The sequence below is a fragment of the Sphingopyxis sp. J-6 genome (assembly GCF_046603995.1).
Lineage (GTDB): Bacteria > Pseudomonadota > Alphaproteobacteria > Sphingomonadales > Sphingomonadaceae > Sphingopyxis.
The window spans coordinates 3,929,060-3,954,448 of record NZ_CP145810.1 but is presented as its reverse complement, the minus strand read 5'-3'; the positions used below and the strand labels follow the sequence as shown (position 1 = coordinate 3,954,448).

The following is a 25,389-nucleotide window of genomic DNA, read 5'->3' as shown; positions in this document are numbered from 1 at the left end:
CGATCACCGCGGCATGCCCGGCGCCGCGGCATAAGCGGGGCATCGGGAACGACCCGAGCCAGTTTCGAACCGACGAACCGCTTTGAAAGGAATGACGATGACCCGGAAGATGTTTCTCGCCCCCGTACTCGCGCTGACCGTTCTTGCGTCGGCGACCCCCGCGATGGCGCAGTCGGCGCAGCCCTCGCAGGGCATGACGATCACCACCAATCCGGTGCAGATCCTGATCGGCCTGCTGTTGCCCGCAGTGCAGAAGGTGCGCGAAGCCGCGAACCGCTGATCCACATTTGCCCGATTTCGGGCCGGTCCCTCCGGCCGGTCCGGATGACCCTCCCGCCGATGCGACCCCGGCGGGAGGGTCTTTGCGTCAATTGCCCGTGCGGCGGTGCATGACGAAGGCGAGCAGCAGGACCACCGAGCTAAAGCCGACGAGCGCGCCCGCGCCGGTCGAGATCATCCCGATCGATGCCGCCGGATCGTTCGAATTCCAGGCCCCGCTCTTCGTCTGCGCGACCATATACCAGGCGCCGATGAGGATGACCGCATCGAGCAGGACCAGCCCGAGCAGCGCGCGCGTCGATTTCTTCATAGGATCCCCCTCCGTCCAGAGTTTCGCCAGTCTATCACGATGGGGGGCTCGCGTCTCGAAGGCGCCGCTTGACCTCGCCCGCCGGCCGCCGCATCCTCGCGCCATGCCGGGACGCTACACGAGCTTCGCCGAATTCTGGCCCTTTTACCTGCGCGAACACAGCAAGGCGCGCACGCGGGCGCTGCATTATATCGGCACCAGCCTGGTCGTGCTGATCGCCGTCGCGGCGGTCGCGAGCGGGCGCTGGGGCTGGCTCGCCGCGCTGCCGCTCGCGGGCTATTTCTTCGCGTGGGTCGCGCATTTCGGGGTCGAGAAGAACCGGCCGGCGACCTTCACCTATCCGCTATGGAGCCTCGCCGCCGACTTCCGCATGTGGGGGCTGTGGCTTACCGGCCGGCTGGGCCCCGAACTCGACAAAGCAGGAGTCGCGCGCGGCGCGTCCTGATAATGGTTTTGGCCAAGGAGATATATCGATGACCGTCAATCGCGCATCCGCCCGCTACGAAGGCTTCGGCAAGGAAGGGCGGGGATCGATCACCACGAAGTCGGGCGTGTTGGACAAGCAACCCTATGGTTTCGGCACCCGTTTCGAGGGGCAGCCGGGAACGAACCCCGAGGAACTGATCGCGGCGGCGCATGCCGCCTGCTTCACCATGGCGCTGTCCTTCGGGCTCGCGCGCGCCGGCTATTCGGGCGACACGCTGGAGACGAGCGCGGCGGTGACGCTCGAGCAGCAGGACGGCGGTTTTGCGATCATCAAATCGGCGCTGACGCTGACCGGCAAGGTACCGGGGATCGGCGCCAAAGAGTTCGCGAAGATCGCCGAGGAGGCCGAGAAGAATTGCCCGGTGTCGAAGCTGCTGAACTGCGAGATCACGCTCGAGCACAGCCTCGAAAGCTAAGGTCCCGACCCTAGGCGGCGCGGCGCAGCGGCGGCGGCAGTTCGTCTTCCATGAAGGCGAAGGCGCCCTGCGCCGGCGGAAGCAGCGACCAGCTTTGCAGCACGCGGTGGCGGCGATGGCCGACATGGCTTTCGATCAGGACGAGTTCGCGCGGCGTCCACCGCCAGGCCATGGGGACGGGGTCGAAGGCACAGGCGCCATAGCCGAGCGTGATGTGAGGCCGCAGCCCCAACTTTCGATGCATCGGTTCGATGCCTTGCGCCGCCAGCAGCGCGACGATGCCGTCGTAGAGATGGCGTACGCCGCCGATGCTGCCGACCGTGGTGAGTTCGGCCCCCATCTCGCGGCTCATGATGCGTCCGAAGGGAATGTGGCTCGCAGCGGGGAGCCCCGATGCGAACGCCGTCGTGACGCGCTGCCGCAGGAAAGGCTGCGGCTCGGCTGTTTCGGCGATCGTGCAGAGCGTCAGATGATAATTTTGCGGCTTCAGCCCCGCGAACAGGTCGCCCGCGACAGGCGGCAACTGGCGCGCCAGCCAGCCCGCCCGGTCGGCGGCAACCTGAAAGCCCAGGAAATAGCGGAACATCGGGTCCATCGTCCTTCCTCCGAATCGGATCAATGTTCCTATTATGTTCTCATTTGCCAGAAGAGTCGAATCGGAAGGGGGCGGCGGGAAGGCGTGCCCCTCTCTCGCCACTGTCAGCCCTTTTTCGCCGCGCAATCGCCGTCGCGTTTTTCCTCCTTGCCGTTCGCGAGGAACCAGCGCGCATCGTCGACCATCGCCGGGTCGTTCATGTAGCAGACGTCGGTGGCGCCGGTCTTTGGATCGACGAGGACCATCCACTGATGCTCGCCGCATTTATGCTGCTGGCACGACCAGGAGGCGATCTTGCCGTCGATCGTCTCGATCGGCGCCGAGGGGCCTTGCGTCGTGGTAATGGCGGTGCGGATGCGGGCGTCCTTCACCGTCGCTGCAATGCCCGCCTTGACCAGCGGATGGTCGCCGAAGGCGATGCCATCGACCTTGTCGAACGGATATTTGCCGACATAGGCGGCAAGGTCGGGGGCGCCCGCCGCGGGTGCCGCGGCGGCCGGGGCCGCCGGCGCTGCGATTTCGGGCGTAGCCGATGTGGGCTGTTCCTTCGCCTCGCCGGCCGGCGCCGCGGCCGCCTGCTTTTCCGGGCTGCTGCCGTCGCACGCCGCCAGCGTCAGGACGGCCGCGCCGATCAGGGCAGCGGCGGGCAGGCGGGGCGCGCGAAAGATCATGTCATATCTCCTGTGGAATGGGCCGGGTGATGGCAAAACGGGATCAATCCTCGGCATCGTCGCGGGCGGCGCCGACATGCTGGCGCACGACGCGCGCGATCGCCTTGCGCTGTTCGTTCGAGCGGAAGGCCGGGTCGAGCCGGTAAAGCCCGGCGAGGAAGCCGAGATCCCAGTGGGTCAGGCTGGGCGGCGCGGCCTCGGCGCCGCCCGGGCCGAAGAGCGACAGGATCGTCGGCATCGCCTGCGCGGCGCCGCGGCCGTCATCGGTTCGCGCGAGCGTCCGCATCGCGGCATAGTCGGCGAGCTGGGTCAGCGTCATGTCGCGCAGCGCCGACGCCTCGACGAGCAGGAAGGCGCCGCCGAATTCGAACTGGATCGTCGTGCCGATGCGCGTCGGCACGACCTGGTTCTGGACATAATAATCGACCGCGCCGTCCTCGGTGCGGCCGACAGGGCGACGGTCGGCGCCTTTCAGGCGGACGATCTGCCACGCCGCGACGGGGCCGTCGCCGTTCGCCAGCGCCGCTATCTCGGCTTTCGGGAGCGTGTCGAAGAAATCGGGGCGCGTCTTTTGCCAGTGCGCGATGGCCCGGGCCCGGTCATCGACGACGAGGATGACGAGATTGGGGCGGCAGCTCTCCCTCGCGGTGCGGATATCGGCTGCCTTGGCGACGGCGCGGATACGGCGCGCGACGATCGCGGCATCGCGTTCGGCGAGGCCGATGCTGGTCGGGCACAGCGGATCCTCGAACCGGGCGATCTGGTCCTTTTGCGAGGGCGTAGCGATGGTGTCGACGAAGGTCTCGCTGCGCCGGTCGGGGCCGCGCTGACCGGTCACGACCAGCTCGCGCTGATCGACGGGAGCAGGGGGCGGCACGACGGCGGGAGCGGGCCCGGCGGACAGCGCCATTGCCAACAGGATCGTCGTCATCATCCGGCATCATCCCGACCGTTGCCGGCCGATGATAGGCCGGAAACAGCCGGGTTCCAATAGTTTGATGACGACTGCCGGTAGGCAGGCCGCGCGTTAGCGCGACCTTAGCGGCAGCGCACGCCGTCCTTTTCCTTGCTGGCGCTGCGGTCGATCGCCCGGCCGGCGACCGCGCCGCCGACCGCGCCGAGCACGGTGCCGAGGGTCTTCGAATCGCCCGGAGCGATGACGTTGCCGGCAATGCCGCCGACCACCCCGCCGACGATCAGCCCGGTCGACCCGTCGCTGCGGCGGCAATAATATTGGCCGTTGCGGCCGCGATAAACGCGGTCGTTATTCGACAGGCGGCGTTCCTTGTAACGGCGGTCGCTGCGGTAATAATCGTCGGCATAATAGCCGCCGCGCCGCGGATCGGGCCGGTCATAGTCGTAACGGCCATTCTGGTCGTAATAGCCGCGATCATAATAGCCGTAGCCGCCGTCGTCGTAGGCGCCATAGCCACCGGTCGAGGCGCAGCCGCCGGCGAGCATCGTCGCGGCGATGAGGGGGGAAAGCATCAGTCGGTTCATCTGCTTCACTCCTGATGGGGGCCGGCGAGCGCCGGCGTGCCCGCCGGGTTTGGCGCGGCATGCGGGGAAGCTTATGCCGGATAGACCCGCGAGACCGCCCGCAGGTTCCCGCTTATCGCTTGATCTCCACCAAGGTTGAGCTTTCATAAGGGGCGGCGAATGATTCGCGAGACCGGAGAATGGCATGCCGCACGACACCCGACCCCCCGTAGATTTTGCTGCCCCGCCCGCCGTCGACCTGCCGCGCTACCTTGCGCGGATCGGTTATGACGGGCCGCTGGCGCCGACGCTGGAGGTGCTTGCCGCATTGCAGGCGGCGCATATCGCCGCGATCCCGTTCGAGGCGATCGACGCGCTCACCGGCGCCGGCGTCGATATCGGCGCCGAGGCGGTCGATGCCAAGCTGATCGCGGCGCGCCGCGGCGGCTATTGCTTCGAACAGAATGGGCTGTTCCTGCGCGTGCTGACAGCGCTCGGCTTTGCCGCTGAAGGCCTGATCGCGCGCGTCCGCTGGATGCTGCCCGACGACGCGCCGCCGACGGCGCGGACGCATATGGCGGTGCGGGTCATGCTCGACGGACGGGCGTGGCTGGCCGATGTCGGATTCGGCGCCGCCGTGCCGCCCGCACCGCTCGCGTTCGATGTCGCCGCACCGCAGGAAACGCCGCACGAAACCTATCGCATCGCGCGGCGCGGGGCCGAATGGCGGCTCGCGGCGCTGATCGACGATGAATGGCGGACGCTCTATGCCATCGAGGACGCGTCGCCCCCGGCGATCGATTATGAAGTGGGCAACTGGTACACCGCGACGCACCCCGATTCGCATTTCCGCCACCAGTTGATCGCCGCGCGGACGACCGCAGAGGCGCGTTACGGGTTGCGCGACAACCGGCTGTCGATCCGCTTTGCCGACGGGCGCAGCGAGCGGCGCTATCTTGGCGCCGACGAGATCGAGGAGGCGCTGGCGTCGATTTTCCTGCTGCCGGTGCGGCCGCACTGGCGCACGGCGATCGAACGCGCCGCGACTGCGGAGATTGCGGTACCCGCTTAGGCCGGCTGCGGGCTCAGTCTTCCGGCGACGCGGCGCGTTCGAGATCGCGGGTCATCGCCTTGCCGATTTCGTGGCGCTGCTGCGGCGCATATCGCCCGGTGTCGATCGCATTATAGCCGCGCAGATAGGCGAGGTCCCAATGGGTGAGGGTCGGCGGAACCTCGCTGCCCATCGGCGCGTCGAGAATGGTCAGGATTGTCGGTGCCTGCGACCCTTCGAGCCGTTCGGGATCGGCGCGGGTGAAGGCGCGCATCGCGGCATAATCGCCGACCTGCGTCGTCGTGAGCCCCGCGAGCGCGCGATATTCGACCACGACAACCGATGCGACGATCATCGGCCGCGTCGTCGGGGCGATCCGCGATGGCGTATCGGTGGAACTCAATATGCGGTAGCCGCGCTGGTTGTTCATCGGCACCGACGTCCCGTTGCGATCGACGACATCCTCCAGATACCAGGCGACCGCGGGGCCGGGGCGGCTGGCGAGTTCGACCGGCCGGTTTTCGTCACCCTTGAAATAAGCGGGATGCGCGCGGAGCAGCGCGCGGACCAATTCTTCCTTGTCCTGCGCGAAGATGACCAGCGCATTGGGGCGGCAGCCGGGGACGGCGACGCGCATCTTCGCCGACATGGCGACGCGGCGCATCCGGGCGGTCACCGCAGCATCCTGCGCTTCGGTCAGCCCGACCGCCGCTGGGCACACCGCGTCGCGGTCGAAGCGCGCGACCGGATCGATCCCCTGCGTGTCGGTGAGGTCGCGGACAAATGCGCGGATCTGCCGCTCGCGCTGCTCGCGGTCGTTTTCGCCGATCACGACGATGTCGGATTTGCCGGTTGCCGGCGCGCCTTCCTGTGCCGCCGCTCCGGCGATGCAGGAAAGCGCGAGAATAAGGGTCGTCAGCGGACGCATCGTCGATTCTTCCGTGCGGCAGGAACCCGTCGCGGCAGTTTAGGCGCGGGCGCGCGATACGCAAGCCGCTTGCCGTCACGGATCGGCGGGAAATACCGGGATACGCGTGCAATCGCCCGCCGCGCCGTCGAAGGGCAGGATCGACGAACTGCACGTCCAGCCCTTGTACCAGTCGTCGTTCGCGTCGCGGACGGCGCCGACATAGGGTGTGGTGTCGAAGAAGGCATCGATCGTCCTGGCATCATAGGCGATCAGCGCGGTTTCGGTGACGCCGTTGACGAAGTTGCCGATCAGGCCGGGTGAGTAAGACGCGCTGTTGTTGGTGCCCATGTCGAAGATCGCCTGCACGTCGGCGTCGCTCACCCCGTTCGACCCCGCGAAGCGCGGGCTGCCGCACTGCATCGATACCGAGAAGACGCGCGGCGGGCCCAGTTCGCCGATCGCCGGGTTCGCGGCCTGGATCGTCGCTGTGCCCCCGATGCCGAGGCACGGCGCGCCCGGCGAGACGAGCAGCCCGTTGACGAGCGCGGGGTCGGCGCCGCCGCGGATCGAGATCGCCGCTTCGCCGGCCGGCACGCCGTTCCGCTGGAGCAGGGTAAAGTTCGACATCCGGAGCTGCGAGCGCAGCGTTACATCCTCGTTGCCGTCCGAATCGATCTTCAGGATCGGGCCGGCGGGACCGCCCGTGGGCTGCGCCGCAACGACATATTGCAGATTGCCCTGATATGCGACGTCGGCATAGAGGCGGTCGTTCCCCGTCAGCAACAGATGCTGGAAATTGCCGCGCCCGCCGAGCAGCGACATGCCCTGGCCGCTGTTGTGCACCTGGATATGGTGCTGGGTCCGCACCGGCTGCGAGCCCGCCATGACGAGGCCGCTGAGGTCCGAATCGGGAATCGGCGCGCCCGCATAACGGATCTGGACGTAGCGCAGCAGGCTTTCGCGATAATTGACGATGCTGGAGCCATAAGCGAAGCCGGGCAAAAGATCGCGCTCGCAACCGATGGAGCCGGGCGTTTTGGTGGGGTCGTCACAGTCGCTGATCGGGCCCCAGCTCGTGGTCAGGATGCCGCCCCATTGCTTCGAACTGGCGTCGGTTGCGGTCCCCTCGACATTTTCGCGGCTGGTGAAAATGATGGGCCGTGTCGGCGTGCCTTCCGCGGTCAGCCAGCCGCCGCGACGGACGACAATATAGGAATCGGCGTCTTCGGCCATGACGATGGCGCCCGGCTCGAACCTTATCGTGGTTTCGGCGAAATCTTCGATGTCTGGCCCATGATCGCCGCCGATCTCCACCCGCCCCTTGATCGTGTAAATAACGCCCGGCCGGTATGGGAGAAGGTATTTCTGAAATATCAAGCGGGCCGGGAGGCGGCACAGACGCCACGTCCCTTCCGGGCCGGTGATCGTGCCGGCATTTTCAAGCACCGCTGCGACGGCAGGGAAAGGACAGATCCCTGGCGTTACCGCCGGTGTCGGCGTCGGCGTGGGTGTCGGTGTGGGAGTTGGCGTCGGCGGAACAACCACCACTCCGCCGCCGCTGTCTCCGCCGCCGCATGCCGCGAGCATCGAACAGGCCGCGGTGCCGAGCAGCAGCCGGTGGATGCGCTTGACCGTCGCCATCGATTTTCTCCCTTTTGCGAGAGATAGATAGCGCGGTCGGCGGCGCGTGCCAATCGGATTAAGCCGCGCTCAATCGCATCCCGCCCCTTCGGCGCGCGCGGCCCAGCCGATCGCACCGTCCAGCATTTCGAGATGCGAGGGGTCGGACCAGGCCTCGGCCCGGTGGCCGAGCGCCGAATAGAAGATGCGGGCGCGGCCTTCGCAGCGCCACCAGACGAGCGCATGCCCCTCGCCCATGCGATATGCCGCATCGAGCCGCAGGCTGTCCTCGTCGAGCCGGGCGAGGATATGCGCGTCGGCGGCGGGCGGGGCGTCCCACGCATAATATTCGTCGGTCCAGCGCCAGCGCGGCGGCAGGTGGCGTGTCGCGGGGTGGCTGCGGTCGGTCAGCACCAGATCGGCGGGCTGGAACTGGTCGGCGCCGCCCGGATGGCCGGTGAAATTCCCGTTGCCGCGCAGCCGCACGAACCAGCCGGGGTGGCTGCCGTCGCCCGCGCTGTGAAGGCCGACGAAGCCGCCGCCCTTGGCGATCCACGCCTGAAAGGCGGCGCGCTGGCCGGGGGTATAAATGTCGCCGCTGGCATTGGCAAAGACGATGACGTCGAAGCGGGCGAGCTGTTCGGGGTTGAACACCGCGGCATTTTCGGCCGCAAAGCTGCTCCAGCCGCGTGCGCGGACCAGCGCTTCGATCGCGGGAACCGCCTCGGCGATGCTGTCGTGGCGATAGCCGTTGGTCTTGCTGACGATCAGCACGGCGGGGCGGGTCAGCGCGGGCAGTTCGGGCGGGACGCTGTCGAAAACCGGTGCGGGGCGCCGGGGGTCGGGGGCGGGCGTCGCGCCCGACGATTGTGCGGCGAGCGCCAGCAGCAGCGCGGCGGCGAATGGGGCGGCGATCATGATCGTATCTCCCTGCTCTTGCCTCTTGCTACTGATACCGGTGTCTTTTGCAAGCGCCGCACGACGGCGAGGTTCGAACCGGGTGGGGACAGGCTATTGCGCGTCCGGGCGCGGCTTCATGTGCCAGAGCGCGTTGACGATCACCCAGCGTTCGCCGAATTTTCCCATGTGGAAATAGTCGACGAACCATGGCGTTTCGGCGCGCACGGCGGCGGCATCGCCGGTGACGTCGAGAATCCGGCACGAGCGGTTCCACGCTTCGCGCGGCGTCTTGAGCGCGCCGCGCTTCGTGAGGTCGACGAGCTCCTCGCGGCTCATGCGCTGCAGCCCGAGGCGTTCGTCGGGGGAGTCGCCGATCACGCGGCGCTTGGCGAGATCGGGATGCAGCGCGCGCTTCACCCGTTCGGGATCGCCCTCGAGCTGGCCGTCGACATAATCGAAACAGGTCGCCTCGATCGCCGCATGATCGGTGGCGGCGGCCGGAGCGGTTGCGGCGGCGAGGGCAAGGAGGGGTGACAGCATGGTGGCTCCGGTCGTTGGTCGGGACCGCAGGCTAGCGCCCTTGCGGCGGCTGTCACGCATGAAAGCGCGCTCGATCGATGCGCCGCGCGTCCGGTTAGCGCGCCGATTCGAGAATCGTTTCCATCGCGACGAAGGTCGAGGTGCTCGCGACATGCGGCAGGCTCGAGATTTTTTCGCCCAGCACGATGCGGTAACGGCGAATGTCCGCGGTGCGGACCTTGAGCAGATAGTCGAAGCTGCTCGCGATCATGTGGCATTCCTCGACCTCGGCGATCTGCCGCACCGCGGCGTTGAACTGGCGCAGCGCCTCCTCGCGCGTGTCGGACAGCTTGACCTCGGCAAAGGCGACATGGTCGAGCCCGACTTTCGCCGGATCGATGATTGCGCGAAAGCCGATGATCAGCCCGCTTTCCTGCAGGCGCTTCACGCGCTGCTGACAGGGAGTTTTCGACAGGCCGACGCGCTGGGCGAGCTCGGTGAAGGTGATGCGGCCGTTTTGGCCGAGAATCGCGAGAATCTTGCGGTCGAACTCGTCCATATCGACTATTGATGCTTCGTTTTTCATATGAATGGACTAAGATTGATCGAGAAATAGGTCAAATCATAAACTTTGAATTCAATATGAAGTCGGATCGACTTGATAATTTGCGCTATCATGCGCCATGACCCAGACCAACGATCGCGCCGCGCTGCGCACCCTCGCCCGCCGCCCCGAAGCCGATATCGTCGCCGATCTGCGCGCCGCGCTGGCGACATCGTCCGCCAGCGTCGCTGCGGTGACCCAGCGCGGACTGACGATCATTCGCCGCGCCAAGGACGAGGGCGAGCGCGAGACGCTCGTCGCGCAGCTGATGAACCGCTATCGCCTGTCGACCGAAGAGGGCGTCGTGCTGATGTGCCTTGCCGAGGCGCTGCTGCGCGTGCCCGACAATGCGACCGCCAACGCGCTGATCCGCGACAAGATCGCCGGGCGTCACTGGGCCGAGGGCGAGGATGGCGACAGTCCCTTGATCGTTGCGCTGTCGTCGCGCGGCCTGTCGCTGGGGTCGGCGACGCTGATGCTGGGGGCGATGGGCAGCAAGGCGAACCCGCTCAGCCTGCTCAAGTCGATGATCCGCCGCTCGGGCGAGCCGGTGATCCGTCAGGCGGCGCTCGCCGCGATGAAATTGCTCGGCCAGCAGTTCGTGATGGGCGAAACGATCGACGCGGCGGTCAAGCGCGCCGACAAGGAAAAATCGGAGCTGGCGAGTTTCGACATGCTCGGCGAGGCCGCACGCACCGCCGAAGACGCCGCGCGCTATTACGACAGCTATGCGGCAGCGATCGCGCGGATCGGCAAGGGCGCAAAGCCCGGCGACCCGCACGCCAACCATGGCATCTCGATCAAGCTTTCGGCGCTCCATCCCCGTTACGAATATCTTCAGCCCGCGCGGGTGCAGGGAGAACTGATCCCGCGCGTCATCGAACTCGCGCAGGCGGCGCGCGCGGTGAACATCCCGCTGATGATCGACGCCGAGGAAAGCGACCGGCTGGAGCCGCATATGGATGTGTTCGCGGCGCTCATCGACGCCGGGATCGCCGACGGCTGGACCGGGCTCGGCATCGTCATCCAGGCCTATCAGAAGCGCGCGCCGGCGGTCATCGACTGGCTGGCGGCGAAAGCGCGCGCGCGCGGCGTCAAGCTGTCGATGCGCCTCGTCAAGGGCGCCTATTGGGATACCGAGATCAAGCGTGCGCAGACGCTGGGCTTGGGCGATTTCCCGGTGTTCACCGAAAAGCTCCACACCGATCTCAATTACCTTCGCTGTGCGCAACTGCTGCGCGATTGTCAGGACTGCATCTATCCGGCGTTCGCCAGCCACAATGCGATGACGCTGGCGTTCGTCTCCGAACTGTTCGCGGGCGGCGATTACGAACTGCAGCGACTGCACGGCATGGGCGAGGGCGCGCATGATGCGCTCGTCGCGCTGTTCCCGCCGCCGCGTCCGGTGCGCGTCTATGCGCCGGTCGGCACGCACCGCGACCTGCTCGCCTACCTCGTCCGCCGCCTGCTCGAAAATGGCGCGAACTCCAGCTTCGTGCACCAGTTCTCCGATCCCGACGTCACCGCCGAACAGCTCGCGGTCGACCCGCGCAGCGTCGCAAGCAAGACGGCGTCGAAGATTGCGACCGGGCTCCAGCTTTTCGGCGCCAACCGCCGCAATTCGCGTGGTTACGACCTTGGCGAACCCGGCGTGCCCGAGGCGCTGACGGCCGCGATCGCCAAAGCACGGCGGAGCGATGCCGTCGCGGCGCCGATCGTTGGCGGAGCCCCACGCAGCGGCAAGGCCGAAGCCGTCCGAAATCCCGCGACGGGCGCCGTCGTCGGACAGGTGATCGAGGCCGACACTGCGGCGGTCGCCGACGCGGTGGCCCTTGCGCGCGCCGCGCAGGACGACTGGAGCCTCGCCGGCGGCGCCTTCCGCGCCGAACGGCTCGAACGCGCCGCCGACCTGCTCGAGGCGCGCGACGCGCAGTTCCTCGGCCTCGCGATCGACGAGGCGGGCAAGACGCTCGTCGATGCGATCGCGGAGGTGCGCGAGGCGATCGACTTCCTGCGCTATTATGCGGGTCAGGCGCGCGCCGACTTCACTTACCCCGTCGCGTTGCCCGGGCCGACCGGCGAGCGCAACGAGCTGATCCTCGAAGGCAAGGGCATCTTCACCTGCATCAGCCCGTGGAACTTCCCGCTCGCCATCTTCCTGGGGCAGGTGTCGGCGGCGCTCGCGGCGGGCAACGCCGTGCTCGCCAAGCCGGCCGAACAGACGCCGCTGATCGCGCATGCGGCGGTCGAACTGCTGCTCGAAGCCGGCATTCCCGGCGATGTGCTCGCATTTCTGCCCGGCCGCGGCGAGACCGTCGGGGTCGCGCTGACCGGCCATGCCGATATCATCGGGGTTGCCTTCACCGGCTCGACCGAGGTCGCGCGCGCGATCAACCGCGGACTAGCGATGCGCGACGGGCCGATTGCGACGCTGATCGCCGAAACCGGCGGCGCCAATGCGATGATCGTCGATTCGACCGCTCTCCCCGAACAGGTCGCGCGCGACGCTGTCGCCAGCGCCTTCCAGTCGGCGGGGCAGCGCTGCTCGGCGCTGCGTCTGCTCTGCGTGCAGGAGGATGTCGCCGAGGGAATGATCGAAATGGTCGCGGGCGCGATGGCCGAGCTCAATGTCGGCGATCCGGCGCTGCTCGCGACCGACGTCGGCCCGATCATCGACGACGAGGCGCAGGCGAATATTGCCGCCTATGTCGCCGAAGCGCGCGGGGCGGGCCGCGTCATCGCCGAGGCGGGGCGCACCGACCTGCCCGCCGGTGGCCATTTCGTGCCGCCGGTGCTGATCCGGCTCGACCATGTCACCGACCTGAAGCGCGAGATTTTCGGGCCGGTGCTCCACGTCGCGACGTGGAAGGGCGGCGAACTCGATCAGCTGATCGATGCGATCAACGCCTCGGGCTATGGTCTGACCTTGGGCGTCCACACGCGCATCGACGGAGTGGCGGCGCATGTCGCGGCGCGCGCGCAGGTCGGCAACGTCTATGTCAACCGCAACCAGATCGGCGCCATCGTCGGATCGCAGCCCTTCGGCGGGCGCGGCCTGTCGGGGACGGGGCCGAAGGCGGGCGGGCCGCATTATCTGCACCGCTTTGCCGAGGAAAAGACGATCAGCACCGATGTCACCGCAGCCGGCGGCAATGCGGCACTGATGGCGGGGTAGGAGCAATCCGCCGGTTGTCCGGTGGGATCAGGTGACCACGAGGCCCGATACAGAGTGGACGGCTGTCCCGGGCAATACGTCCGAAAGCGTCCCGCGGCTTTGCGCCGCGGCGACCCTTTGTTATGGTTCCCCCCGCAGCAGCAGGGTGAGTATATCTGCTTCTCGTTCGCGGGCCAACGGCCAATTACGCCCCCGGCACCCCCAAGAGCTGCGCCTGTGCCTTCAGCCGCCCCGCAGCCGCCGGGTTGGCGGCGATGCCGTCTTTCAGCGCCTGCGCCGCCTTCGCGGTTTCGCCGAGCGTCATCCGGCTGCGCATCAGCATGATCCAGCGGTCGACGTCGGCGGGGTTGGCCTTCAGCTTGGCTTCGAGCCCACTCACCATGCCCTCGATCATCTGATCCTGCTGACCCTTGGGAAGCTGCGATGCGGCCTCCATGTCGGCGCGGCTCGGGCCGGGGATCGCGCGTGCCGCGACCGGCATTTCGTTGGCGGTCAGCGGCCGCGCCTGCGTATTGGTGAGCCGCATGGCGACGTCGATCTTGTGGATCGCGCCGACCTGTTCGATCGTGCGGCGCAGGTCGGCCTCCCACGGCGCGCCCTGCGGCGTGTCGGCGAGCAGCGCGAACCAGTCGTCGATCGCACCCTTGTGATCGCCGCCGATATCCTTCTTCACCGCCATGAAATAGCGCGCGCGCGGATCCTTGGCGTCGAGTGTGATCGCTTTTTCGAACGCCGTCAGCGCCTGCGGCGGCATCGGGTCGCGGTCGCTCGCCATCACCCGGGCTTCGCCGAGCGCCGACCATAGTCCTGCCGATTCGGGCGAAATCCCGACCGCCTTTTCATAAGCGGCAGCGGCACCCGCAAAATCGGAGAGGTCGAATCGCGCCGCGCCGAGCGCGGTCCAGGCCTCGGCGCTGTTCGGTTCGCGCTGCGTCCGCGCCTCGAGCGCGGCGAGCTGGTCGGACGGCGCGGCGGCGGCTTCGGCGGCCGCACCGGGCGCCGCCGGCGCGGAATCGCGCCACACAGCATAGCCGATCGCTCCCGCCAGCAGGACGAAGGCGGCGACCAGGATCGCCCGGTTGGTGCGCGTGATGCCGCCGGTCATCTTGTTGCTCTCGCTCATTTTTGCCCCTCTTGTGCGCCGCCGAAAAAATATCGTCTGTGCGCGCCGTCATATTGCCTTTGCTTCGCGATGGTGTAGCCTTGGTCGGGCAAGGTCGGTCAACGACTAAATCGTTAACGGGGTCGCACCGGCTTTCCAGTCATCAGGGGAGGGGTGCATGGCAGTATCGGATCACGTCGATTTTCCGACGTTCATGGAGGGTGTGAAAAAGCGCAACCCGGGGCAGCCCGAGTTTGCGCAGGCGGTGCAGGAAGTCGCCGAGGACATCTTCGATTTCATCAAGGACAAGGAAGAATATCACGCGCAGCAGATCCTGCGGCGCATCGCCGAGCCCGACCGGGTCGTGTCCTTCCGCGTCTGCTGGGAAGACGATAACGGCAATATCCGCGTCCAGCGCGGCTGGCGGGTCCAGAACAACAATGCCATCGGCCCGTACAAGGGCGGCATCCGTTTCCACCCGTCGGTCACCGAAAGCGTGCTCAAGTTCCTCGCGTTCGAACAGACGTTCAAGAATGCGCTGACCGGGCTGCCGATGGGCGGCGGCAAGGGCGGGTCGAACTTCAATCCCAAGGGCAAGAGCGTGCGCGAGATCATGCGCTTCTGCCAGAGCTTCATGACCGAGCTTTATCGCCACATCGGCGCGGACATCGACGTGCCGGCGGGCGACATCGGAGTCGGCGGGCGCGAAATCGGCTTCATGTTCGGCCAGTATAAGCGGATCACCAACGAATTCACCGGGGTGCTCACCGGCAAGGGTCTCGAATGGGGCGGCTCGCTGATCCGCACCGAGGCGACGGGTTATGGCGCGGTCTATTTCCTCGCCAACATGCTGGCGGCGAAGGGGCAGGATCTGGTCGGCAAGACCGCCGTCATCTCGGGCTCGGGCAATGTCGCGACGCACGCGGCCGAAAAGATCGTCCAGCTCGGCGGCAAGGTGCTGACCCTGTCCGATTCGGGCGGTTTCATCCACGATCCCGACGGCATTACGCAGGAAAAGATCGACTGGGTGAAGACGCACAAGACGCACCGCCGCGGCCGGATCGAGGAATATTGCGACGAGTTCAAGGGCGCGAGCTTCACCGCGGGCAAGACGCCGTGGGGGGTGAAGTGCGACGTCGCGCTGCCGTGTGCGACGCAGAACGAGTTGCTCGGCGAGGATGCGAAGACGCTGGTCGCGAACGGCTGTATCGCGGTCAGCGAGGGCGCCAACATGCCGACCAACCTCGACGGGGTGCATGTCTTCAAGGACGCGAAGATCATGTTCGCGCCGGGCAAGGCGGCCAATGCCGGCGGTGTTGCGGTTTCGGGGCTGGAAATGAGCCAGAATAGCGGCCGCCGGAGCTGGAGCGAAGCCGAACTGCAGCAGATGCTCAAGGACATCATGGACGGCATCCACACGCGCTGCCTGACCTATGGTGATCAGGGGGGCGGTTATGTCGATTATGTGAAGGGCGCCAATATCGCGGGCTTCAAGAAAGTCGCCGACGCGATGCTGGCATTTGGGGTGGTTTAGGCTAGTGAGATCAGGGGCCAAGGCGCAAAAGCGTCGGGCCGGGGACAAAGGGGACTGCGGATGACGACGAACGCGGGTTCAGGGCGCGGCGATCGACCTTGGGCGGCATTTGCCGCCCTCGCGTCGATGCTGTTCGTGCTGGCGCTCGCCGCCGTCGTCGCCGCGCCGCCCGCGCGTTCGCAGGGCGAAAGCGGCGCCCGCTATACCGGCGTCGCCTCGTGCGCCGGATCGACCTGTCACGGCCGGATGGAGGGCGACGGGACCGTCGTCCGCCAGGACGAGCTGATGAAATGGCAGGAGCCATCGACCCCCGGCGGCGCGCACAGCCGTGCCTGGGCGGTGCTCAGCAACAGCCGCAGCCGGTTCATCGCGCAAAATCTCGGCATCGGCGACGCGGCGACGGCGCCGATGTGCCTTGGCTGCCACAGCACCAAGGGCGCGATCGACGCGGCGGGCGGTGCGATGCGCGGCACGGTGCCGATCGAGGACGGGGTCGGCTGCGAATCGTGCCACGGCCCCGCAGGCGGCTGGATCGCCAGCCATTATGCCGGGGTCGGCACCAACGCCGATCCCGACGCCGAAATGCGCCAGAAGCATCTCGCCAACCTGTCGGCGGGGCTGAAAAAGCTGGAAGACCCGGTGGTTCGCGCGGGGGTCTGCGTCGATTGCCATTTCGGCTCGGCCGGCGAGGGCCAGTTTGTCACCCATCGCATCATGGCGGCGGGGCATCCGCGGATCAGCTTCGAACTCGACCTCTTCTCGTCGCTGCAGGCGCATCATCAGGAGGATGCCGATTACGGCTGGCGCAAGTTCGGCGCCCCGGCGGGCCGCACCGACCATGTCCAGATGTGGGCGGTCGGACAGGCGACCGCAATCGAGCGCAGCCTGTCGCTGTTCCAGTCGCGGCGCGGGACCGAGGGCATGTTCCCCGAATTCTACTTCCTCGATTGCCATAGCTGCCACCGTCGCATCTTCGATCAGGCGAAGCCGGTGAAGACGAGCCTCGGCAACCCCGGGCGCAATCTGCCCGAAGGCATGCCGCCCTATAATGACGAGAATCTGATCATGCTCGCCGCCGCGGCGCGGCTCGCATCGCCCGCGCTCGCCGACCAGCTCGCGGCGCGCACCGCCGCCTTTCACAAGGCGATGGCGACCGACCGCGCGAGCGCGGTCAAGGCGGCAGCGGAGCTGTCGCAGACGGTCGCGGCCTTGAAGAGCGCGTTCGCGTCGCGCGGCTTTTCGGGGACCGACGCCTTTGCGATGGTCGATGCGATCTCGGCGAAGGCGATCAGCGATCGTTTCACCGATTATTCGGGCTCGCAGCAGGCGGTGATGGGCGTCGACACCTTGCTCAATGCAATGGTGTCGTCGGGGCGCGTCACCGTCGGCGCAGCGGCCGGGATTCGCGGCGACATCGATCGTGCCTATACCGCGGTCAAGGATCCCAACGCCTATAAACCCGCCGACTTCCAGACCGCGCTCGGCAGCGCGGTGCGCTCGATCAGGGCTTTGCGCTAACGATATGAAAACCCGATCCTCCCTGTTCCGCTCGGCGACCTTCGCGGCTATCGGCGCGCTGCTCCTGACCTCGTGCGGCGGTGGCGGCGGCACGCCGACGCCCACCCCGACGCCGACCCCCACGCCGACGCCGACGCCGACCCCGCCGCCGGGCGGCCTCTATACCCCGCCCGCCGCGCAATCGCTGAGCGTCACCGAGGTGCAGCAGATCCTGGCCAATGCGGTCGCCGAGGCGCAGGCGCGCGGCCTGCCGTCGGTGATCGCGGTGACCGACCGCGTCGGCAACGTCCTCGCCGTGTTCCGGATGAACGGCGCGCGCGCCACCGCGACGACCGCCGCGGCGCCGAACGGCGCCAATATCGACGCGCAGAATGTGCCCTTTCCGGCGGCGGCCGGGGCGATCGCCAAGGCGGTCACCGGCGCCTATCTGTCGAGCGGCGGCAACGCCTTTTCGACCCGCACCGCGAGCCAGATCGTCCAGGAGCATTTTCCGCCCGCACCGACCACCGTCGGTCTGGAGAGCGGGCCTTTGTTCGGGGTGCAGTTCAGCCAGCTTCCGTGCAGCGATTTGAGCAGCCGCTTCGGCGCCGCGGGTTCGGCGGCGCTGATCGGGCCGAAGCGCTCGCCGCTCGGGCTCGCCGCCGATCCGGGCGGGCTGCCGCTCTACAAGAACGGCGTGCTCGTCGGCGGCATCGGGGTGATGGGCGACGGCGACTACGGCAGCGATCCCGACACGCTCGATATCGACAATGATGCCGAGGAGTTCATCGCGCTGGCGGGGACGCGCGGCTTTCAAGCGCCGACGAGCATCACGGCCGACAAGATTACCGTCGATGGGACGTCGTTGCGCTTCTCCGACGCGACCTTTGCCGGGGTGATGAGCGCCGGCGGCGCCAGCTTTGCGAGCCTCAACGGCAGCGCTGGCAGCCTGATCGCGGTCACCGGCTATGCCAATGCCGCAGTGATTGCGGGAACCGCCTATGGCAGCGAGGCGTCGGGAATCCGCGCCTCGACCAGCGCCGAATTCTCGAACCGCGACGCCTTTGTGCTGACCAACGGCAGCGGCACCAACCGCTACCCGATCCGCGCCGGCACCGACGGCGCGTCGAACAGCGCACCGCTCACCGCCGCCGAAACGCGCGCGGTGCTCGAGGAAGCCTTCGCGGTGATGAGCCGCGCCCGCGCGCAGATCCGCCGCCCGCTCGACAGCCGCGCGCAGGTGACGATCAGCATCGTCGACACGCACGGTTCGGTGCTCGGCATCGTCCGCTCGCCCGATGCGCCGATCTTCGGCACCGACGTCAGCCTGCAGAAGGCGCGCACCGCCGCCTTCTTCTCGGGCGCGCAGGCGGGCGCGGAACTCAGCGCCAACGCGAGCGCCGATGTCCGCCAGTTCGTGCCTGCGACGCGGACTTTCCTGGGTGATTCGACCGCGCTCACCGGCAAGATCGCCTTCGCCGACCGCTCGGGCGGCAATCTGTCGCGCCCCTATTTCCCCGACGGCGAAGTGGGACGGCCGCACGGGCCGCTGTCGCGTCCGATCCAGCAGTTCAATCCCTTCTCGACCGGGCTGCAATCGGCGCTGATCATCGGCAATCTGGGGGCGCATCTGGGTTTCGTCGGCGGCAGCAGCGCGACCGACACACCGCAGCGTTGCACGACCCTGCCCGACGTCGCGGCGGGACAGAACCGGCTTCAGAACGGCATCCAGATCTTTCCCGGCTCGGTCCCCATCTATCGCGGCGACCGCCTTGTCGGGGCGATCGGGGTGTCGGGCGACGGCATCGACCAGGACGACATGATCAGCTTTTTGGGCACGCATAACGGTGGCGCGCGGGTCGGCGGCATCGGCAACGCGCCGAAGGCGATCCGTGCCGACACGATCGTCGTGAACGTCGGCGCCGGGGTGCGGCTGCGCTATATCAGTTGCCCCTTCGCGCCCTTCCTCGACACGGCGCAGCAAAATGTCTGCGACGGGCTATAGACGATGATGGCGGGGGGCAGCCTTTGGCCGATCATCGCAAGCCTTGCGGCGCAGGGCGCGCCGGAGGCTGCGGTCGAACCCGTGCCCGCACCGCCCGCGGCCGAGGAACCGGCGCTCGACGAACTGACCCCGCCGCCGCCGCCGGTCGATTGGAAAGAAGTGATGGGCGACGACCTCGTCACCCAGATCATCGAAGGCCGCCGCCGTCCCGGTTATACCCCCGACCTGCCCGACCAGTTGACGCAGGACAATGTCGGCGCGCTTCGACCGCCGCCGCCCGAAGCCTTTCCGGGGATCGAGGACCAGTTGCCGGTCCCCGACCGCTGGCGGCTGATCGAGACGCTGGGGGTAGTCAAGGAACGCTGGTTCGACCCCTATCACCAGAATGTGCTGAAGGGCGACCGCGCGATCGATCGCAGCAAGGTCAAGTGGCTGCCGATCAAGGGCGACGACTGGTTCTTCGTCGCCAATCTCGTTTCGGACTCGGTGCTCGAACCGCGGACCTTCCCGATCCCCAACGGCGTCCAGACCACCGAGCGGCCGGGCAGTCTCGACGTGTTCGGCAAGAACCGCAGCTTCGTCGCCGCGCAGACCTTCATCGCGGGTTTCGCGCTGATCAAGGGGTCGACGGCGTTCAAGCCGCCCGACGTCGAATATCGCCTGACGCTCGCCTATCAGGCCAATTATGTCGACGTGCCCGAACGGCGTGTGCTCGACGTGCGCCCGTCGAAGGCGAGCCATCGCTTCGATCATTTCATCGGGGTGCAGGAAGCCTTCATCGACAAGCATCTCGGCAACACGTCCGACCGCTATGATTTCTATTCGATCCGCCTCGGCATCCAGCCGTTCCAGAGCGATTTCCGTGGCTTCCTGTTCAACGACAGCCAGCTCGGCATCCGGCTGTTCGGTAACCGCGACAACAACCGCTTCCAGTATAATCTCGCGGCCTTCTGGCGGCTCGAGAAGGATACCAACAGCGGTCTCAACGACATCACCCAGACGCCGCGCAGCGACTTCATCTTCACCGGCAATCTCTATCGCCAGGATTTCCCGTTCGTCGGGCTGACCAGCCAGGTCAGCGTGACCTACAATATGAACCGCGAAAAGAACGACATCCAGATCGACCATAATGGGTTCCCGGTGCGGCCCGCGCTGCTCGGCGACCTGCGCGGGCGCGAATATGATGTCGTTTACCTGGGCTACAGCGCCGACGGCCGGATCGGGCGGATCAATCTGACCGCGAGCTTTTACGCTGCGCTCGGCGAGGACCGGAACAGCTTCTTCACCAGCAAGCCCGCCGAGATCCGGGCGGGTTTCGCCGCCGCCGAGCTCAGCTACGACCATGACTGGATGCGTTTCCGCCTGTCGGGGCTTTACGCGACGGGCGACGGTGACCCCTATAACAACACCGAGGGCGGCTTCGACGCAATCTTCGAAAATCCGATCTTCGGCGGCGCCGACACCAGCTACTGGATCCGCCAGACGATCCCGTTCGCGGGCGGCGGGCGGGTGATCTCGATCAACGGGCGCAACGGCATATTGAACTCGCTCCGCTCATCGAAGGAAGAGGGGCAGTCGAACTTCAACAACCCGGGCACCATCTTCCTCGGCGCCGGGGCTGATTTCGACCTTACGCCCGAATTCCGGCTCAGCACCAACCTCAACCATTTGTGGTTCGAGAATACGTCGTCGCTCCAGGTGCTGCGCAGCGAGGGATCGATTCCGAAGGACATCGGCTGGGACCTGTCGCTCGCGGCGATCTGGCGACCGAAAGCGACGCAGAATATCGTCGGGCGTTTGAGCGCGGCCGTGCTCCTGCCCGGCAAGGGGTTCAAGGACCTGTTCGACAACAAGCAGCGCGACGACGCCTATCTGTCGATCCTCGCCAATGTGATCGTGAGTTTCTAGATGGTGGCACGCAAACTCTTCGCCTTTCTGGCCTTCGCGTTGATGACCTTGGCCTTCGGTGCCAGCATCGTGCGCGCGTCCGAAGAGGAAAAGCCGCTCAAGATCGAATATCGCTTCACCCCGCCGGCGCCGCGCGAGCAGACCGAGGCCGATGTCGCGGCGAAGTCGGAGGGTTGTTACAGCTGCCACACGCGTACCGACCAGCCGTCGATGCATACGACCCCCGCAGTGCGGCTCGGCTGCACCGACTGCCATGGCGGCGACGCGACGACGCCCGCCGCCTTCGGCAAGCCCGAACTCGGTTACAAGAATCCCTATAATCTCGCCGCGATGAAGCTCGCGCATCCGCAGCCGACGCTGCCCGGCGCCTGGCACGACAGTTCGGCGAACCCCGAGCGGAGCTATACGCTGCTCAACAAGGAATCGCCCGAGTTCATCCGTTTCGTGAACCCAAGCGACTATCGCGTCGCGCGCGAGGCGTGCGGCGCCTGCCATCTCGAGGTGATCGAGGCGACCGAGCGGTCGATGATGTCGACCGGTGCGATGCTGTGGGGCGGCGCGGCGTATAACAACGGCATCGTCCCCTATAAGAATTACATTTTCGGCGAGGCTTATACGCGCACCGGCGAATCGGCCTGTATCCTGTCGCCGTCGTCACGGCTGACCGCCGAGGAATATAAGGAGGCGTGCAAACCGAGCTTCCCGTCCGACAAGATCTTGACCGAGGACGAGAAGAAGCGCGGCGCGCTGGCGAAAATGTATCCGCTGCCGCGCTGGAGCGTGATCCCGCCGGGCGACGTCTTCCGCGTCTTCGAGCGCGGCGGGCGCAACATCAACACGCAATTCCCCGAGATCGGTCTGCCCAACCCGACGGGCAGCATCCAGCGGCTCGAGGAACCGGGGCGCCCCGACCTCAAACAGTCGAACCGTGGCCCCGGCACCGGCCTGCGCGTCTCGATCCCGGTGCTCAACATCCACAAGACGCGCCTCAACGATCCGCTGATGTGGTTCATGGGGACGAACGACCAGCCCGGCGACTATCGCCATTCGGGCTGTTCGGGTTGCCACGTCGTCTATGCCAACGACCGCGAGCCGCGGCACAGCCTGACCTATGCGAAGTTCGGCCGCGACGGCGAGACCGCGACGGTCGACCCGACGATCGCCGAAAAGAAACGGAAAGCCGGTGACGGCCATGGCGGCGACGCGCACGGGGCGGACGACGGTCATCAGGCCGGGGGTGGCCATGGTACGCTGATCGATCCCGCCGATCCCGAAGTGCCGGCGCGTCCCGGTTCGCCGGCGCGCGGCGAATCGGGGCATCCGATCAGCCATACATTCACCCGCGCGATCCCGACGTCGCAGTGCATGAGCTGCCACATGCACCAGCCGAACATCTTCCTGAATTCCTACCTCGGCTACACGATGTGGGATTATGAATCGGACGCGCCGCAGATGTGGCCGGGCCCCGACAACACCGCGCCGCGCCCGCCGGGAATGAGCGACGAGGAATATCAGAAGAAATACAAGCAGCAGCGCTATCCGACCGCAGCCGAAGTCCACAAGGTGCTCGAACGCAATCCCGAGGCGGCGGCAGCGCGCGGCCTCTGGGCCGACGTCGAGTTCCTCCGCGACGTCTATGACGTCAACGACACGAACAAGGATACGCAGTTCGCCGACTATCACGGGCATGGCTGGAACTTCCGCGGCATCTTCAAGCGTGACCGCAACGGCAATTTGCTGACCGCCGACGGCAATATGTCGACCTATGGCACCGACACCGCGAATATCATCGATCCCAAGGATCCCGAAAAGTGGCGCAAGAGCTGCAGCCATTACAGCGACCCGAAGCAGCGCGACCTCTGTCTGATGAGCGCCGATCCGGGCAAGCCGGGGGTAGAGGGCAAGTTCGTGCCGCCCGGCATCAACCCCGGCAAGGCGGTCCATATGATGGACATCCACGCCGAAAAGGGCATGCAATGCGCCGACTGCCACTTTGCGCAGGACAGCCACGGCAACGGCTATATCCAGGGCGAAGTCGCGAACGCGGTCGAGATCAGCTGCAAGGATTGCCACGGCACCGCCGACGCATTGCCGAACCTTCTGACCTCGAACGTCGCGGCGCGGCCGCAGGGCACCAACCTTGCGCTGCTGCGCAACCCCGACGGACGGCGGCGCTTCGAATTCCAGTATGACGACAATGCCGAGGTGATCGGGCTGATCCAGCGCTCGATCGTCGATCCCAAGCTCGAATGGCAGGTCAGCCTCGTCAAGCAGGCGGTGACGCCGGGGCCGCATTTCAACGCCAAGGCGGCGCGCGCCAAGCTGATGGCGCGTTCGGGCGCCGAGGACGGCAGCTTTGCCTGGGGTCCCGGGGTGGCGAAGGAGGATCGCGCGCACGGCGACGACAAGATGACCTGCTTCACCTGCCACCTGTCGTGGACCACCAGTTGCGGCGGCTGCCATTTGCCGATCGAGGCAAACTGGAAGACCAAGATGCACCATTTCGAGGGCGAGGAGACGCGCAACTTCGCCACCTACAACCCGCAGGTGGCGCGCGACGAGATGTTCCAGCTCGGCCGGCACCAGCTCACCAAGCCCGGCGAACCCGGCCCCGATGGCGAGGTGCGCGGGATCATCACCCCGGTGCGATCGACATCGGCGCTTGTCCTGTCATCGACCAATATCAACCGCGAGCGCATCTATGTGCAGCAGCCGCCGATCAGCTCGGCGGGCTATTCGAGCCAGGCTTTCGCACCGCATTTCCCGCATACCGTGCGCCGCTCTGAAACCAAGCAATGCACCGACTGCCATTTGTCGGCGGCCGACGACAACAATGCGATCATGGCGCAGCTCAACCTGCTCGGCACCAATTTCGTCAACTTCGTGGGGCTCAACGTCTGGTCGGGGCTCGAAGGCGGCTTCCAGGCGACGCGCGTCACCGAATGGGACGAGCCGCAGGCGGTGATCGGCAGCTATCTCCAGAAATATGCCTATCCCGATTACTGGAAACTGCACGTCGAACAGAACGGCCGCGAGCTCAAGAACTGGGTGCGCGGCAAGACCTTCGACAAAAAGGGCTCGGGCGAAACCCACGCGCTCGAAGAGTTCGCCAATATCGTCCAGGGCACGAGCGGGCGGGTGAACTGCCTGCAGCAGCGCGGCGAATATATGTTCGTGGCAGAGGGCAAGGGCGGTTTCCGCGTCTATGACGTCGCCTCGATCGGCAACAAGGGCTTCTCCGAACGCATCGTCCGCGCGCCTTTCTCGCCGCTCGGCCACGACACGCATGTGAAGACGAAGAACGCGACCTGCATGGCGATCGCGACGACGCAGCCGATCAGCGTGTCGCGCAACGAGAATATCGTGAAGAATTTCCCCGAGAACCACGAGCAGAAGATGCACGACATCTATCGCTATGCGGTGATCACCGACAGCGTCGAAGGGCTGGTGCTCGTCGATATCGACACGCTCGCCGACGGCGAATTCCGCAACAACAAGTTCACCCGCGCGCTGACGTGGAATGAGGGCAATGTGCTGGCGGGGGCGCGGCATGTGACGCTCGCAGGCAGCTATGCCTATGTCACGACCGACGCCGGGCTCGTCGTGCTCGACCTCACCACCCCGCTCCAGCCGAAGGTCACGGCGCAATTGCCGCTGACCGACGCACGCGCCAGCGCGGTGCAGTTCCGCTACCTATGGGTCACCGATGCCGAGGGGGTGAAGCTGTTCGACGTCACCAACCTTGCGCAGCCGATCGCGGTGCCGTCGGGCACGGTGCGGCTTGCGAATGCGCGCAAAATCTATGTCGCGCGCACCTATATGTATGTCGCGGCGAAGGCGGACGGGCTGGTCATCGTCGACGTGACGCGGCCGGCGGCGCCGCTCGTCTGGCCGGGGCTCAATTTCGGCGGCGCGCTCAGCGACGCCGAGGATGTGATCGTCGGATCGACCAACGCCTCGCTCTTCGCCTATGTCGCCGACGGCCGGAACGGTATCAAGGTGCTCCAGCTCACCAGTCCCGACAATCCGGGCCTCTATGGCTTCTCGCCGAAACCGACACCCGAACTGATCGCCTGGGCGAAAACGCCGTCGCCGGCGCTTGCGCTGTCGAAGGGCCTCGATCGCGACCGCGCGGTCGACGAGACCGGCGGGCAGATGGCGGTGTTCGGCCGCGTCGGGTCGCGCCCGTTCACACGCGGCGAGATGGAGAAGCTGTTCCTGAACAGCAAGGGCATCGTATACAAGGTGCGCGACGAGGTCGATCAGAGCGGCTGGCGGCCGCCGCTGGCCTATCCGAACTAGTTCACCGCCCTAGCGAGGGCTAAACT

21 protein-coding genes are annotated in these 25,389 nt (G+C 66.6%); 10 read left to right on the top strand and 11 right to left on the bottom strand.

The window, feature by feature from the left end; all coding sequences use genetic code 11:
• The first annotated feature begins 97 nt into the window (after positions 1-97).
• Positions 98-280 (top strand): hypothetical protein, encoded by a 183-nt coding sequence (locus tag V6U71_RS18810; protein WP_145923569.1) that lies wholly within the window; start codon positions 98-100, stop codon positions 278-280.
• A gap of 87 nt (positions 281-367) precedes the next feature.
• Here the strand turns inward: V6U71_RS18810 and V6U71_RS18805 are convergent, their stop codons facing one another.
• Entirely contained in the window at positions 368-589 is a 222-nt protein-coding gene (locus V6U71_RS18805; protein ID WP_411339866.1) for a hypothetical protein, read from the bottom strand.
• 103 nt (positions 590-692) lie between these two features.
• Between V6U71_RS18805 and V6U71_RS18800 the strand changes: the two genes are divergently transcribed.
• Both V6U71_RS18800 and V6U71_RS18795 read left to right on the top strand, forming a co-directional pair.
• The gene (locus tag V6U71_RS18800) at positions 693-1,034 is read left to right on the top strand and encodes an Mpo1-like protein (RefSeq protein WP_411339865.1); all 342 of its coding nucleotides are present in this window, start codon (positions 693-695) and stop codon (positions 1,032-1,034) included.
• A 28-nt stretch (positions 1,035-1,062) separates the two neighbouring features.
• Positions 1,063-1,491 (top strand): OsmC family protein, encoded by a 429-nt coding sequence (locus V6U71_RS18795; RefSeq protein WP_411339864.1) that lies wholly within the window; start codon positions 1,063-1,065, stop codon positions 1,489-1,491.
• Positions 1,492-1,501: 10 nt separating this feature from the next.
• Here the strand turns inward: V6U71_RS18795 and V6U71_RS18790 are convergent, their stop codons facing one another.
• From V6U71_RS18790 to V6U71_RS18775, 4 genes are all read right to left on the bottom strand, one after another.
• Positions 1,502-2,086: a 2'-5' RNA ligase family protein gene (locus V6U71_RS18790; protein ID WP_411339863.1), complete on the bottom strand. Its 585-nt coding sequence runs from the start codon at positions 2,084-2,086 to the stop codon at positions 1,502-1,504.
• A 104-nt stretch (positions 2,087-2,190) separates the two neighbouring features.
• The gene (locus V6U71_RS18785) at positions 2,191-2,757 is read right to left on the bottom strand and encodes a hypothetical protein (RefSeq protein ID WP_411339862.1); all 567 of its coding nucleotides are present in this window, start codon (positions 2,755-2,757) and stop codon (positions 2,191-2,193) included.
• Positions 2,758-2,800: 43 nt separating this feature from the next.
• Entirely contained in the window at positions 2,801-3,691 is an 891-nt protein-coding gene (locus V6U71_RS18780; protein WP_411339861.1) for a hypothetical protein, read from the bottom strand.
• A 104-nt stretch (positions 3,692-3,795) separates the two neighbouring features.
• The gene (locus V6U71_RS18775) at positions 3,796-4,257 is read right to left on the bottom strand and encodes a glycine zipper 2TM domain-containing protein (protein ID WP_054589390.1); all 462 of its coding nucleotides are present in this window, start codon (positions 4,255-4,257) and stop codon (positions 3,796-3,798) included.
• 184 nt (positions 4,258-4,441) lie between these two features.
• Between V6U71_RS18775 and V6U71_RS18770 the strand changes: the two genes are divergently transcribed.
• Positions 4,442-5,308 (top strand): arylamine N-acetyltransferase family protein, encoded by an 867-nt coding sequence (locus V6U71_RS18770; protein ID WP_411339860.1) that lies wholly within the window; start codon positions 4,442-4,444, stop codon positions 5,306-5,308.
• A gap of 13 nt (positions 5,309-5,321) precedes the next feature.
• Here V6U71_RS18770 and V6U71_RS18765 read toward each other — a convergent pair whose 3' ends face one another.
• The 5 genes from V6U71_RS18765 to V6U71_RS18745 form a co-directional block, all read right to left on the bottom strand.
• Positions 5,322-6,215 (bottom strand): hypothetical protein, encoded by an 894-nt coding sequence (locus V6U71_RS18765; protein ID WP_411339859.1) that lies wholly within the window; start codon positions 6,213-6,215, stop codon positions 5,322-5,324.
• 75 nt (positions 6,216-6,290) lie between these two features.
• Positions 6,291-7,838, bottom strand: a complete 1,548-nt coding sequence (locus V6U71_RS18760) for a hypothetical protein (RefSeq protein ID WP_411339858.1) — start codon at positions 7,836-7,838, stop codon at positions 6,291-6,293.
• Positions 7,839-7,907: 69 nt separating this feature from the next.
• Positions 7,908-8,735 (bottom strand): ThuA domain-containing protein, encoded by an 828-nt coding sequence (locus tag V6U71_RS18755; RefSeq protein ID WP_411339857.1) that lies wholly within the window; start codon positions 8,733-8,735, stop codon positions 7,908-7,910.
• 93 nt (positions 8,736-8,828) lie between these two features.
• On the bottom strand, positions 8,829-9,257 hold the full coding sequence (locus V6U71_RS18750; RefSeq protein WP_411339856.1) for a nuclear transport factor 2 family protein: 429 nt from the start codon (positions 9,255-9,257) through the stop codon (positions 8,829-8,831).
• Positions 9,258-9,351: 94 nt separating this feature from the next.
• On the bottom strand, positions 9,352-9,822 hold the full coding sequence (locus V6U71_RS18745) for an Lrp/AsnC family transcriptional regulator (protein WP_054731878.1): 471 nt from the start codon (positions 9,820-9,822) through the stop codon (positions 9,352-9,354).
• 97 nt (positions 9,823-9,919) lie between these two features.
• Here V6U71_RS18745 and putA point away from each other — a divergent pair, with 97 nt between their 5' ends.
• Positions 9,920-13,015, top strand: a complete 3,096-nt coding sequence (gene putA / locus V6U71_RS18740; RefSeq protein ID WP_411339855.1) for a bifunctional proline dehydrogenase/L-glutamate gamma-semialdehyde dehydrogenase PutA — start codon at positions 9,920-9,922, stop codon at positions 13,013-13,015.
• A gap of 184 nt (positions 13,016-13,199) precedes the next feature.
• Here the strand turns inward: putA and V6U71_RS18735 are convergent, their stop codons facing one another.
• The gene (locus V6U71_RS18735) at positions 13,200-14,138 is read right to left on the bottom strand and encodes a hypothetical protein (protein WP_411339854.1); all 939 of its coding nucleotides are present in this window, start codon (positions 14,136-14,138) and stop codon (positions 13,200-13,202) included.
• A 157-nt stretch (positions 14,139-14,295) separates the two neighbouring features.
• Between V6U71_RS18735 and gdhA the strand changes: the two genes are divergently transcribed.
• From gdhA to V6U71_RS18710, 5 genes are read left to right on the top strand one after another with little or no spacing between them, the layout of a single operon-like run.
• Complete coding sequence (gdhA, locus tag V6U71_RS18730; protein ID WP_054731875.1) at positions 14,296-15,651, top strand: NADP-specific glutamate dehydrogenase; 1,356 nt, start codon at positions 14,296-14,298, stop codon at positions 15,649-15,651.
• A 60-nt stretch (positions 15,652-15,711) separates the two neighbouring features.
• On the top strand, positions 15,712-17,169 hold the full coding sequence (locus tag V6U71_RS18725) for a multiheme c-type cytochrome (RefSeq protein ID WP_411339853.1): 1,458 nt from the start codon (positions 15,712-15,714) through the stop codon (positions 17,167-17,169).
• A 4-nt stretch (positions 17,170-17,173) separates the two neighbouring features.
• Positions 17,174-19,153, top strand: a complete 1,980-nt coding sequence (locus tag V6U71_RS18720; protein ID WP_411339852.1) for a heme-binding protein — start codon at positions 17,174-17,176, stop codon at positions 19,151-19,153.
• Positions 19,154-19,156: 3 nt separating this feature from the next.
• On the top strand, positions 19,157-21,061 hold the full coding sequence (locus V6U71_RS18715) for a hypothetical protein (protein WP_411339851.1): 1,905 nt from the start codon (positions 19,157-19,159) through the stop codon (positions 21,059-21,061).
• A complete protein-coding gene (locus V6U71_RS18710; protein WP_411339850.1) occupies positions 21,062-25,363 on the top strand; it encodes a hypothetical protein in 4,302 nt (1,433 codons plus the stop codon).
• Positions 25,364-25,389 lie beyond the last annotated feature (26 nt).